The sequence below is a fragment of the Homoserinimonas sp. A447 genome (assembly GCF_054489325.1).
In genome coordinates, this window is record NZ_JBTMWW010000001.1 from 804,571 (window position 1) to 817,592 (window position 13,022).

At 65.0% G+C, this 13,022-nt stretch carries 10 protein-coding genes; 5 read left to right on the top strand and 5 right to left on the bottom strand.

All coding sequences use genetic code 11. The annotated features are described in order from the left end of the window. Positions 1-8 precede the first annotated feature (8 nt). Positions 9-1,433: a type I glutamate--ammonia ligase gene (glnA, locus tag ACX3O0_RS03920; protein WP_459106864.1), complete on the bottom strand. Its 1,425-nt coding sequence runs from the start codon at positions 1,431-1,433 to the stop codon at positions 9-11. A 140-nt stretch (positions 1,434-1,573) separates the two neighbouring features. Between glnA and ACX3O0_RS03925 the strand changes: the two genes are divergently transcribed. Further along, positions 1,574-1,990: an RDD family protein gene (locus tag ACX3O0_RS03925; RefSeq protein ID WP_459106865.1), complete on the top strand. Its 417-nt coding sequence runs from the start codon at positions 1,574-1,576 to the stop codon at positions 1,988-1,990. A gap of 4 nt (positions 1,991-1,994) precedes the next feature. Here ACX3O0_RS03925 and ACX3O0_RS03930 read toward each other — a convergent pair whose 3' ends face one another. Beyond that, entirely contained in the window at positions 1,995-2,708 is a 714-nt protein-coding gene (locus ACX3O0_RS03930; protein WP_459091186.1) for a DUF4191 domain-containing protein, read from the bottom strand. Positions 2,709-2,826: 118 nt separating this feature from the next. On the opposite strand from ACX3O0_RS03930, the gene ACX3O0_RS03935 reads away from it, so the two are divergent. After that, positions 2,827-4,221, top strand: a complete 1,395-nt coding sequence (locus ACX3O0_RS03935; protein ID WP_459106866.1) for a protein kinase domain-containing protein — start codon at positions 2,827-2,829, stop codon at positions 4,219-4,221. A gap of 11 nt (positions 4,222-4,232) precedes the next feature. Here ACX3O0_RS03935 and ACX3O0_RS03940 read toward each other — a convergent pair whose 3' ends face one another. From ACX3O0_RS03940 to ACX3O0_RS03950, 3 genes are all read right to left on the bottom strand, one after another. Next, positions 4,233-5,810: a 2-oxo acid dehydrogenase subunit E2 gene (locus ACX3O0_RS03940; protein WP_459106867.1), complete on the bottom strand. Its 1,578-nt coding sequence runs from the start codon at positions 5,808-5,810 to the stop codon at positions 4,233-4,235. Between the two features lie 116 nt (positions 5,811-5,926). Further along, positions 5,927-7,300, bottom strand: coding sequence for a dihydrolipoyl dehydrogenase (lpdA, locus tag ACX3O0_RS03945; RefSeq protein ID WP_459106868.1), 1,374 nt, complete (start codon positions 7,298-7,300; stop codon positions 5,927-5,929). Positions 7,301-7,392: 92 nt separating this feature from the next. Continuing rightward, complete coding sequence (locus tag ACX3O0_RS03950; RefSeq protein ID WP_459091193.1) at positions 7,393-8,883, bottom strand: leucyl aminopeptidase; 1,491 nt, start codon at positions 8,881-8,883, stop codon at positions 7,393-7,395. 89 nt (positions 8,884-8,972) lie between these two features. On the opposite strand from ACX3O0_RS03950, the gene ACX3O0_RS03955 reads away from it, so the two are divergent. From ACX3O0_RS03955 to ACX3O0_RS03965, 3 genes are all read left to right on the top strand, one after another. Further along, positions 8,973-9,908 (top strand): proteasome assembly chaperone family protein, encoded by a 936-nt coding sequence (locus tag ACX3O0_RS03955; RefSeq protein ID WP_459091195.1) that lies wholly within the window; start codon positions 8,973-8,975, stop codon positions 9,906-9,908. Positions 9,909-9,959: 51 nt separating this feature from the next. Then, positions 9,960-11,315, top strand: coding sequence for an MFS transporter (locus ACX3O0_RS03960; protein WP_459091197.1), 1,356 nt, complete (start codon positions 9,960-9,962; stop codon positions 11,313-11,315). Positions 11,316-11,523: 208 nt separating this feature from the next. After that, positions 11,524-13,005 carry an RNA polymerase sigma factor gene (locus ACX3O0_RS03965; RefSeq protein WP_459106869.1) on the top strand — a complete coding sequence of 494 codons (1,482 nt, stop codon included), beginning with the start codon at positions 11,524-11,526 and terminating at the stop codon, positions 13,003-13,005. Positions 13,006-13,022: the final 17 nt, after the last annotated feature.

A 13,022-nucleotide genomic window follows, 5' to 3' on the forward strand; every position in this document is an offset into this window, starting at 1 on the left:
GTCGAAGGCTAGACTCCGTAGTACAGCTCGTACTCGATCGGAGTCGGCCGCTGGGCTGCCGGCAGGATCTCCTTCTCGCGCTTGTACGCGATCCAGGTCTCGATGAGGTCCATCGTGAACACCCCTCCTGCGAGCAGGAAGTCGTGGTCTTCCTCCAGAGCCTCGAGGGCTGCCTCGAGCGACGCCGGGAGCTGCGGGATGTTCCGCGCCTCCTCAGGCGGCAGTTCGTACAGGTCCTTGTCGACCGGCTCATGAGGCTCGATGCGGTTCTTGATCCCGTCCAGGCCGGCCATCAGCTGGGCCGCGAATGCGAGGTAGGGGTTGCCCGAGGCATCCGGTGCCCGGAACTCGATGCGCTTCGCCTTCGGGTTGGTACCGGTGATCGGGATGCGGATGGCAGCCGAGCGGTTGCCGGCCGAGTAGACCAGGTTGACCGGAGCCTCGAAACCGGGGACGAGACGACGGAACGAGTTGAGCGTCGGGTTGGTGAACGCCAGAACAGCCGGGGCGTGCTTGAGCAGTCCGCCGATGTACCAGCGCGCGAGGTCGCTGAGGCCGCCGTAGCCGCTCTCGTCGTAGAACAGCGGCTTACCGTCGCTCCACAGCGACTGGTGCACGTGCATTCCCGATCCGTTGTCGCCGAACAGCGGCTTCGGCATGAATGTGGCAGTCTTGCCCCATTCTTCCGCCGTGTTCTTGACGATGTACTTGAACTTGAGGATGTCGTCTGCCGCGGTGACCATGGTGTCGAACCGGTAGTTGATCTCGGCCTGCCCACCGGAACCCACCTCATGGTGGGACCGTTCGAGGATGAGTCCGGCATCGATCAGCTTGAGGCAGATGTCGTCGCGCAGGTCAGCCTGCTTGTCGACCGGGCTGACGGGGAAGTAGCCGCCCTTGAACGGCGTCTTGTTGGCCAGGTTCCCGCCTTCCTCGACGCGCCCGCTGTTCCACGCGCCCTCTTCGGAGTCCACCGAGAAGAAGCTGGAGTTCTGCCTGGTCTCGTAGCGAACGTCGTCGAAGATGTAGAACTCTGCCTCTGGGGCGAAGAACGCGGTGTCGGCGATGCCGGTCGAACTCAGGTACTTCTCGGCCTTCTTGGCCACCTGGCGCGGGTCGCGGGCGTAGATCTCGCCGTTCCGCGGGTTGTAGATGTCGAAGAGCATGATCAGCGTGGTCTCGACGCGGAACGGGTCGATGTAAGCGGTGGTGACATCAGGAATGAGCTGCATGTCCGACTCGTGGATCGACGCGAAGCCCCGGATCGACGAGCCGTCGAAGAGCTGGCCGACGGTGAAGAACTCCTCGTCCACCGTCGATGCCGGGATGTTGAAGTGCTGCTGCACTCCTGGCAGGTCGGTGAAGCGGATATCAAGGAACTTCACATCGTTGTCCTTGATGTACTGGAGTACCTCGGCTGAATCAGTGAACATGTGGTTGAACTCCAACTGGTCCTGGTTGTCGATGCAACTGCGTTCGCAGCCACGTGGGGAGGTTAGCGGCACGGGATTTCCCGGCGGTGTCGCAAATGTTTCGGCGGTGTTACGTCAGCCGGTTCTCATAGGATTGACGGATGCCCTCCACCACTACCCAGCCTACCGGCGCCTCCCCCCGCTGGCCGGGGGAGCGGCTCGGCCTTCCCGAATCCGGCCCCAGATCGGTGGCCCGTCCGGGCCGGCGGATTGCAGCACTGGCCATCGACTTCGCCTTGGCCGCCCTGCTGTCAGCCGTGTTCTTCCAGTACAACGGATTGGCATCCACCCTGATCTTCGCCATCACGCAAATCGTGTTCATCACGCTCGTCGCCGGCGGCATCGGCCACCTTCTCGTCGGGCTGAGGGTTGTGCCCATCACAGGCGGCTGGATCGGCTGGTGGCGGCCGGTGGTGCGCACCGTGCTGGTCTGCGCGGTGATTCCGCCACTGATCTGGGATACAGACCAGCGTGGACTCCACGACAAGATCGCGGGAACTGTGCTGGTGAGGCGCTGACGCGTTAGCGAGGCCTCGGCGCGCGCGCCTTGAACGGGTCGACACCCTTGGGGATCGGCAGGCTGCCCTTGGTGAGCGACGACATCCGGTTGCTGACCGCGTAGATCTCCGCCTTGTTGAGTGCCTTCTTGTACTTGCCGAGCGTCGATGGGATCTTGTGCAGCGGCACAGAGCCTTCATCCGGCCCGACGTGCAGGAAGTGCACCGAGACGTTGGGAAGGATACGCGCGACCTTGCGACGCTCCTCGTCCAACATCTTCGTCGTGCGCGATTTCGGTCCTTCGGCGATCAGCACGACGCCACCGCGTCCGACCGCCCGGTAGACGGCATCCTGGGTTTTCGGGCTCACGGCGACCGGAAGCTCGCTGGCAGTCCAGCCTCGCCGAAGCGAACTCTTGAGCACGGCGCCGACGGCGCCAGGCTGGCCCTGGATCTGGGAGTAGGCAGCCTTCTCCGCGCGCCGGCCGAGGATGATCAGGAAGGCGAGCACGCCGGCCATCAGACCTGAGACGATCCACAGGATCAGTGGGAACACCGCACCGCCGGAGGTGACGATACCGATCACGACACCGAGGATCAAGGGAAGCGCGAAGCCCCCCGCCATCCACCAGACGGAGTTCGGGTCGTAGCGGCGGGTCATCTGGAAGACCCGGTACATCTGCTTCAGACGACCGTCTTCCTTGGGCGGCTTGGGTGCCTTGTCTTTAGTTCGGGCCATACCCATAAGGATACGGCCTCACGCACCCTCTTCTCCTCACTGCGTCGCCAGCGCAGGAGGAGTTCACCAGTCCCGTAGAGCAGCCAGTCTGACGGCGGCATGCCTTCAGGGTGGGGGAGTGGACTCGATCGGCGGATATCGCATCATTCGGAGACTCGGCTCGGGCAGCCGCGCAGACGTGTACCTGGGGCACGCCGGTCGCAGGCCGGATGGCACACCGGAGCTGGCAGCCGTCAAGGTGTTCAAGGACGGCACCCCTGACGAGGCCATCGACGCGGAGATCACCGCGCTGAGCCGCCTGGGTCACCCCCACATCGTGCGCCTCCTCGACCTTGCCACCGGGCCCCGGAACACCCCGAGCCTCATCCTGCAACGGTTGGAGCCGAGCGGGCTGGCTCGCCTGCTCGCGGACCGGCGTTCGCTGGAGGCGGGGGAGGCCGTCACCATACTCGCCCCGCTTGTCGCGGCGGTCTCTGAGCTGCACCGGCTGGGTGTGACTCACGGGCGCATCGGGCCCGCTGCGGTGCTGTTCGACGCCACGGGCGCCCCCGTGCTGAGCGGGTTCGGCGCCTCCACGGTGATCACGCCCGGTGATGGGCAGCCCATCACACCGGCACAACTCGATGCGAATGCCGGAGTGTCCACCGACCTGGATGCTCTGACGGCCCTGGTCAGGTCGGTGCTTGCCCGCGTGGTCGACCCGGCGGTGCGTGCCGGCGACTTCTCCGCCTGGGTGGCTGAACAACGACGCGTCCCCGGCTACCCGGCACAATTGGCGCGCGGCCTGTTCGCGTTCTCTGACGCTGTCCCGGTGAACTTCAGCCCGGACGCGACGCAGGCTGTGGTTCCGCACCGGTTCGATGTGGGCCGAGCTGTCAGCCCGGTGGTCGACGCACCGGAGCGTACGGGAGCAGCCGAGTGGACGGCTCGCCAGGCGGAGAGGCTACCGGAGTGGCTTGTCGACCGTCTGGCCGGCACGGTGGACGCGATCCGGCGGGTCAGGAGGCGCGTCTGGCTTGTAGCCGGGAGCGGACTTCTCGCCGTAGTCGTGGCAATCACCCTGGCCCAGGTACCGGAAGCTGCACCAAGAGCCGGCAATGCCGATGCCACTGTCGATGCCCTGACGGTTCCGGTACAACCAGTCGCACCGAGCGTCGCCGCCGGTGACGATCCTGTTGCCGCCGCAGTGGCGTTGCTGGAACGACGTGAGCAATGCCTGCGAGAACGCTCGATCCTCTGTCTCGATACCGTGCACCAGGCCGACTCCGCTGCCTGGCACGCGGACGCCACCCGCATCCAGGGCGTGGAGGACGGCGGTGAGCTTGACGAGGACGTTTTCGCGGGAAGCGGCGTTAGCATCATCGACCGTATGGGCGACACGGTACTGCTGGCTGTGGATCCAGGGCTCGGTGAACCTTCTGGAAACGCCACAGCCTCGGTCCTGATGATCAGGACCGAGGCTGGCTGGCGGATCAGGAGCCTCCTGGAAGGCGCTGCACCGTTCGTTGGTTAGATGCCGTCTCTTCAGATTCCGAGGTCGCCCGCGAAGTCGCCCGCCTCGAGGCGGTTCTTGACCTGCACGAGGAAGCGCGAAGCATCCGCACCATCGACGATGCGGTGATCGTAGGACAGCGCCAGGTAGACCATCGAGCGGATGGCGATCGAGTCGCTTCCGTCAGTGGTCACGACCACGGGGCGCTTGGTGACGATTCCGGTGCCCAGGATCGCGGATTGCGGCATGAATACCACCGGCGTGTCGAACAATGCCCCACGGGATCCGGTGTTGGTCAGCGTGAACGTTCCACCACTGAGTTCATCCGGGGTCAGCTTGTTGTCGCGGGTGCGGGCGGCCAGGTCAGCGATCTGGGCGGCCAATTCGGCAAGGTTGAGCGAACCGGCGTCACTGATCACCGGCGTGAGCAGTCCGCGCTCGGTGTCGACGGCGATGCTCATGTTCTCCTGCGCCGGGTAGACGATGCTGTCGCCATCGATCGTCGCGTTGACGATCGGGTACGACTTCAGCGCTTCGGCGGTGGCAAGTGCGAAGAATGGCAGGAATGACAGCTTGTTGCCCGTGCTCTTGTGGAAGTCGCCCTTGACCTGGTCTCGGAAGTTCGCAACCTTCGTGACGTCCACTTCGACCACGGACGTGAGCTGGGCGGATGCCTGCATCGAAGCGACGGCGCGCTCTGCAATGATCTTGCGCAAGCGAGACATCGGAACTGTCGTTCCGCGCAGCGGTGACACCTCCACCTCGGCAACCGGAGCCGCCTCTGCGGCCGGTGCGGCCGGTGCGGGAGCGGCCGTGAGGTCTTCCTTGCGGATGCGGCCGCCGACGCCGGTACCGCTCACGGTGGTGAGGTCGATGCCGCGCTCGTTGGCCAGCTTGCGAACCAGGGGGGTCACGTAGCCGGCGTTCGCCACAACCGAAGGCTCACGCGGGGCCTGCGGTTCTGCCGCCGGTGCCGGAGCGTCGTTCGACGGTATGGCCGACGGAACCGATGACGGCAGGAATTCCCGCTGCTCGGCTGGCGCCTGGGCCCGAGCTTCGGCAGCCGGGACTGCGGGCGCGGGCTGCTCTGCTGCCGTCTGCTCCGGTGCCGGTGCCGGTGCCGGTGTCTCTGGCGCCTCGGCGGCGGCTGGTGCCGCCTCCGGTGCCGGTGCTTCTGCTGCCGCTGCTGCTGGGGCTGGTTCGGCTGGTGCCTGGTCAGCCGGAGCTGCTGCTGCTGCTGCTGGAGCAGGTTCGGCCGGCGCCTCTTCTGCGGGCGCTTCTGCGGCAGCCGGCGCCTGCTCGGGGGGAGCCTCGGCTGCTGCCGGCTCTTCCTCTGCCGGGGCTGCGGGCGCTTCGTCAGCGCCACCGGACCTTCCGTCGCCGATGGTGACGAGAGCAGTGCCGACCTCGACGGTCTCGTCCTCCTGGACGAGGATCTGCTCGATCACACCGGCAATCGGCGAAGGAATCTCGGTGTCCACCTTGTCAGTGGACACTTCGACCAGCGGTTCGTCGACCTCGACGTGGTCGCCCACGTTCTTCAGCCAGCGCGTTACCGTGCCCTCGGTGACACTCTCTCCGAGTGCCGGGAGGTTGACGGATTGGCTCATCAGTGTTGCTCCTTATAGCAGTGTTGTTGGGTTCAGCTTAGTTTGCCTGCGTCTGGCTGCCATGAAACGAGCAGAGATTCACCAATCGGTTGCCCTCATACGCGCCGGCCCGGACGCTACATTGCGTGCAGAGGCTTCCCGGCCAGGGCAAGGAACGCTTCGCCGAGCGCTTCGCTCTGGGTCGGGTGGGCGTGGATAAGCGGTGCAATGTCCTCCGGGTACGCCTCCCAGTTGACCGCCAATTGAGCCTCGCTGATGAGCTCCCCGACGCGAGCGCCGATCATGTGGACTCCGACCACCGGACCATCGTTCACCCGCACCACCTTGATGAGCCCTGAGGTTCCGATGATGTGGCTCTTGCCGTTACCGGCGAGGTTGTAGTCGTAGCTCGAAACCTTGTCCGCTCCATGGGCTTCCTTCGCCTTCGCCTCGGTGAGCCCGATCGAGGCCACCTCAGGGTCGGAGTAGGTGACCTTCGGGATGTTGACATCGGCAATGACCTGCGGGTTCAGCCCGGCAATCTCCTCAGCGACGAAGATGCCCTGCTGGAAGCCGCGGTGCGCCAACTGCAGGCCGGGCACGATGTCTCCGACGGCATACACGTTCGGCAGGTTCGTGGCCAGGCGCTCATTGGTGATGACGAACCCGCGGTCCAGCTCCACGCCGACCTCCTCGAGCCCGATTCCGGCTGTGGACGGACCGCGTCCGACAGCAACCAGCAGCAACTCCGCCTCGATGGTCTTGCCGTTCTCCAGGGTGACGACAACGCCATTCTCGTCCTGGGTGACGCTCTGGAAGCGCACGCCGAGCGTGTACTCGATGCCGCGCTTGCGGAATGCGCGCTCGAACTGCTTGCTGATCGCCTCGTCCTCGTTGGGAACCAGGTGCGGCAGGGCCTCAATGATGCTGACCTCAGCACCCCACGACTTCCACACGCTCGAAAACTCCACGCCGATGACGCCGCCGCCCAGGACGGCAACCTTCTTGGGAACGAAGTCGAGTTCGAGTGCCTGCTCCGAGGTGATCACGCGCCCGCCTATGTCAAGGCCGGGGAGCGAGCGGGAGTACGACCCGGTAGCCAGGATCACGTTCTTGCCGGTGACCCGGTTTCCTGCGACCTCGACGGTGGTCGGCGCAACGAGCTTGCCCTCACCCTCGATGACGGTGATGCCGCGAGCCTTGATGAGGCCGCCGAGGCCCTTGTACTTGCTGGCGACCACTTCCTCGCGGTACGCGGTCACTGCGGCGATGTCGATGCCCTCGAAGGCGGTCTTGACGCCGTACTTCGCGGAGTCGCGCGAGACATCCGCTACTTCTGCGGCGTGGAGAAGCGCCTTGGTGGGGATGCAGCCGACGTGCAGGCAGGTGCCGCCGAGCTTGTCCTTCTCGATCAGGCCGACCGAGAGACCGAGCTCGGATGCGCGGATGGCTGCAGCGTAACCGCCACTTCCGCCACCGACGACAACAACATCAAAATTCTGTTCGGACACCCGGCAACTCCTAGTGGTTCAGGTTTCTGCGTGACCCCATGGCTGATCTGCCGGGGCCTGATTCAGGGAAGTTTCGTACCCAAAAAACCTTACTACGCCCGAGAAATTTCCTCTGCCACGCCGAGCAGCGTGCGCACCGCTACCGCCGTCGGGCCCTTTCCGGTGAAGCCATAACCTCCGGCACCGTTGTTCGATGAGCCGGCGATATCCAGGTGCGCCCAGGGGATCCGGTCGGAGGAATCCTCTGACACAGTGCCGATGAATTCCTGCAGGAAGACACCGGCGAGCAGCATTCCGCCTGCCGTGCTGCCGATCTTGGCGTTGGCGATGTCGGCGACGTCCGTGTTCAGCGACGCGCGGAGCTCCTCGGGCAGGGGCATGCCCCACATCGGCTCGCCCGCTTCGGTGGCAACTGCCAGCACGCTGCCGACCAGGTCATCGGAACCCATGACGCCGGAATAGCGGTTGCCCAGCGCGACAATGGCGGCCCCGGTCAGTGTTGCCACGTCGATGATGGCATCCGGATGCTCTTCACCGGCTGCGACCAGGCCGTCGGCCAGGACCAGGCGGCCCTCCGCATCGGTGTTCAGCACCTCGACCGTCTTGCCGCCCCGAATCCGCAGGATGTCATTCGGTCGGATGGCCGTTCCGGATGGCATGTTCTCGGCCAGGCACAACCAGCCGGTGATCCGCAGCGGCAGCGAGAGCCGGGCGGCAGCGAGCACAGTCGACATGACGGTTGCGGCTCCGGTCATGTCGTATTTCATGCCGACCATCGAGGCCGGCGGCTTCAGGGAAAGCCCGCCGGTGTCGAAGGTGATGCCCTTGCCGACGAGGGCGAGGTGCTTGGAAGCCCCTGCCGGCTGGTAGCTGATCTTCACCAGGCGCGGGCCACGGGGGGAGCCGGAGCCGACCCCGAGCAATCCGCCGAAGCCCCCCGCTGTCAGCTCATCCTGCGCGAGCACCTCCACCTCCACCGGAAGCCCTTCCGCGTATTCGATGACGGCGTCAGCGAAGGTCTCCGGGTACAGGTCGAGCGGCGGCATGTTCACCAGGTCGCGCACCTGGTGCGTGGCCTCACTCACCGTAAGGGCGCGGTCAACGATCGTGCCTGCGGTCTCCAGCGTGGAGTGGACGGTGATCGTGGTCGCGGGAACCTTGGTCTTCTCCTTCGACGCGTGACGGTACCGGGTGAAGGAGTACGCGCCGATACCGGCACCCTCGAGGACGGCGAGGGCATCCGCGTCGGTGCTGATCGGCAGCGCGATCACAAGCGAGTCGACGCCGACAAGCTGGCGCGCGGCTGAACCGGCGGCGTAGCGGAGTGTGGTGGGCGAAACGTCGCCCGGCCCGAGCCCGATCAGGGCGACGCTCGCAGCTGAGCCGATCCCGGGCAGCCGGGTGAGTTCGTCCTTGCCGCCCGACACGCCCATAGCGGCCAGCTGGGGGGCGAGGGAAGCGACTTCGGGAAGGTCGGTCGCCAGGCGAGGGCCATCATCCGTCGCGTGTACTCCAACGACCAGGACGTCGGTACTGATGGTGGTGGGGGATTGGGTGGAAACGGCGAGCGCAGGCACAGTCATGTGCCCCATGCTACGGCTGTTCGCTGACGGCGTTCGGCTAACGGCCGGTTCAGCCGAAGTGCCCAGTTACCCGCGGTTAGAGTGAATGCATGCTTACACCAGAGGGCCTGTTCGAGTGGGAGGACGACGCGTTCGTCGTCCCGGAGGGGCTTCCGCTCGTTGCCGGCCTGACCGGCTTCGCCGACGCCGGCTCTGCGGTCACCCAGTTCACCGAATATCTCACCGACAGCCTTGATTATCGGCTGGTCGCAACCTTCGACAACGATTCGCTGCTCGACTACCGCGCCCGCCGGCCGACGATCTACTTCGACCAGGACCACCTCACCAACTACCGGCCGGCAAGGCTGGCGCTGTACCTGGTGAAGGATGAGATCGGCCAGCAATTCCTGCTGCTCAGCGGCTACGAGCCCGACTTCCAGTGGGAACGCTTCACCTCCGCAGTCCTCGAGCTCATCGACGGGCTGAACGTCGCATCCGCCACCTGGGTCCATGCGATTCCGATGCCGGTGCCCCACACCAGGTCGATCGGCGTCACAGTGAGCGGGAACCGCACCGAGTTGATCGACGCGATGTCGGTGTGGAAGCCGCACACCCAGGTTCCGTCCAATGCAATGCACCTGGTGGAGTACCGCCTGCAGAACACCGAACTCCCCACGGCCGGGATCGTACTGCTCATCCCGCACTACCTGGCAGACACTGAGTATCCCGATGCCGCGGTTGCCGCCCTCAACGGGGTGTCGGCAGCTACCGGGCTGCTCTTCCCGACCGACCAGCTTCGTGAGGAGGGCCGCGAGTTCGTGGCCAAGATCGATGCCCAGGTTGAGGGGAACCCCGAACTCGCCAAACTGGTCGGCGCTCTTGAGGAACGCCACGACTCGTATATGGCGGGAAACCCGATGCGGTCCCCGCTGACGGATGAAGACGGCGAGCTTCCGACGGCCGATGAGATCGCGGCGGAGCTCGAGAAATTCCTCGCCACCAGGAGGCACGGGGAAGACAACGGCTCGTCGGAGGACCACCTCTAACACCGGGTGTGACCGGCATTCGGCCGTTGGAGTCTCGCCTAGGCTCTAACCGTGAATTCGTCGCGGGCGTGGCTGGTGTGGGGGGCTGCGGTAGCCGCCTACATGGTTGCCGTGCTCCAGCGCTCATCCCTCGGGGTCGCCGGGGTGGAGGCCATCGAACGGTTCGAGATCTCTGCTTCGCTGCTCTCGTCCCTTGGCGTCATTCAGATCGTGGTCTACGCCGCGCTGCAGGTGCCCGTCGGGATGGTTCTCGATCGGGTCGGACCGAAGGTGTTGATCGTTTTCGGCGGCGTGCTGATGCTGACCGGACAGCTGATGCTGGCGTCTACCGCGGACCTCGGCTTCGCATTGTTCGGCCGCCTGTTGGTCGGCGCCGGCGACGCCATGACGTTCATATCGGTGCTGAGGCTCCTCTCGTTCTGGTTCTCCGGCCGAATCCTGCCGCAGGTTTCGCAGTGGACGGGGAACATCGGCCAGTTGGGCCAGATCCTTTCGGTTGTCCCGTTTTCCTGGCTGCTTCAGGGATTCGGGTGGACCACCGCGTTCGCCAGCGCAGGCGTGGCCTCAGCGGTTGTCCTCCTAATCGTTCTGGTGTTCGTCGCCAACAGCCCGCAGAAGCTGAACCCGGCAGAACATGCCCGGGGTTTCCGGCAGTCGATACGCCAGCTGAAAGAAGCCATGCGACGGCCGGGAACACAGCTCGGCTTCTGGTCGCACTTCGTCACCCAATCGCCTGGGACGGTCTTCGCTCTGCTCTGGGGGTTTCCGTTCATGGTGGGGGCACTCCATTACTCGAACGAGCTTGCCGCGGGACTCCTTGCCCTCCTGGTCGTGGCTGGAATGGTCGCCGGCCCCATCCTCGGACTCCTGTCCGCACTGTTCCCGTTGCGCCGGTCGAACCTGGTCCTGACCGCCGTGACAATGATGTTGACCGCCTGGGCTGTCGTCCTCGCCTGGCCGACCGAGCCTCCGCTGTGGCTGGTCAGTATCCTGATCCTCGTCCTGGGCGTCGGCGGCCCCGGTTCATTGATCGGTTTCGACTTCGCGCGGCAGTTCAACCCGCAACGAAGCCTGGGCTCCGCCACTGGAATCGTCAACGTCGGCGGATTCCTCGCCACCTTCGTCATCATGTTCCTCATCGGGACCATTCTCGACCTCATGAACCATTGGCGGATGGCGACCGGACTGCCGGACGAGCTGTTCTCGTGGGAGGGCTTCCGCGTGGCGTTCCTCGTGCAGTTCGTGGTGGTGGGGGCCGGTATCGCTGCCATGCTGCACGCCAGGCGTCGCACTCGACGCCTCCTTCACGAGGAAGAGGGAATACAGGTAGCCCCCTTGTGGGTTGTATGGGTTAGAGAATGGAAGCGTCGGCGCCGTGGCGGGAAGCCCGGTCAAAGCATGCAATAATTGTTGACAAGACCCGTTTGATGGTCTTGGAGTGACGGCACTCGAAGTGCGCGCATGTCCAGGACTTGACATGGGTCTTCATGCTGTCCAAAAACGAGGCTGTCAAAAAACGGTGCTGTCCAAAAACGATGCTGTCAAACAACGACGCTGCACTGCTCCACTGCCTCGCGGCTGACTCAGCGCTTCGACCCGAATGAAAGGTAACCGTATGGCTGCCCGAACCAAGACCACCACCGACACCACGGACCAGACGCCGGAAGCGACCGCCCCTAAGAAGGCGGAGACGAAAGCTGCGGCCAAGGCTTCCGCGACGAAGACGGCTACGACGAAGACGGCTGCGCCCAAGGCTGCTGCGACGAAGACGGCTGCGCCCAAGGCTGCTGCGACGAAGAAGGCTGCGCCTGCCGTCAAGGACGAGGCTCCCGCTGACAAGAAGGTGCCGGCCAAGAAGGCTGCGGCCAAGAAGGCTGCCCCCAAGACCGTGAAGGGGGCGAAGGCTGCGCCCGAGGAGCCTGCTGAGACTGCGGAGGAGACGGCTCCCGCGAAGAAGGCGCCGGCCGCCAAGAAAGCGCCGGCCAAGCGCGGCGCCAGGGCCAAGGCCAAGGCCGACGAGCATGAAGACGAGTCGAAGGCGACGGATCACGAGCACGACGACGCCGACGACTCGGACGAGACCAAGTCGACCGGTAAGGACGAAGCCCTCCCGACCGGCGCATTGGTGCTGTCGCTCGTTGACGACGAAGACGAAGTTCCGGTCTACTCCGCCGCCATCACCGGCGCCACCGCCGACCCGGTCAAGGACTACCTGAAGCAGATCGGCAAGGTCGCGTTGCTGAACGCGGCTGAGGAAGTCGAACTCGCCATGCGCATTGAGGCCGGGTTGTTCGCCGAGGACAAGCTGGCCAACGAGGCCGACAAGCTGTCGCCCGCCGCCCGGCGTGAACTTCAGTGGGTCGCCAAGGACGGGCAGCGGGCCAAGAGCCACCTGCTCGGCGCGAACCTCCGCCTCGTTGTGTCGCTGGCCAAGCGGTACACGGGCCGCGGCATGCAGTTCCTCGACCTCATCCAGGAAGGCAACCTGGGGCTCATCCGTGCCGTCGAGAAGTTCGACTACACCAAGGGCTTCAAGTTCTCGACCTACGCCACCTGGTGGATCCGCCAGGCGATCACCCGCGCCATGGCCGACCAGGCCCGAACCATCCGCATTCCGGTGCACATGGTCGAGGTCATCAACAAGCTCGCCCGCGTGCAGCGCCAGATGCTGCAGGACCTCGGTCGCGAGCCCACCCCGGAAGAGTTGTCCCGCGAACTCGACATGACCCCGGAGAAGGTCGTCGAGGTGCAGAAGTACGGTCGCGAGCCGATCTCCCTTCACACCCCGCTCGGCGAAGACGGTGACAGCGAATTCGGTGACCTCATCGAGGATACCGAGGCTGTCGTGCCTGCTGACGCGGTCGGATTCACCATGCTGCAGAAGCAACTGGAGTCGCTGCTCGATTCCCTGTCCGAGCGCGAAGCCGGCGTCATCCGGATGCGTTTCGGTCTCGGCGACGGCATGCCGAAGACCCTGGACCAGATCGGTGACACCTTCGGCGTGACGCGTGAGCGCATCCGCCAGATCGAGTCGAAGACCATGGCCAAGCTCCGCCATCCGTCACGTTCCCAGTCGCTGCGCGACTACCTGGAGTAGGCAGAAGCCTGGTGCGA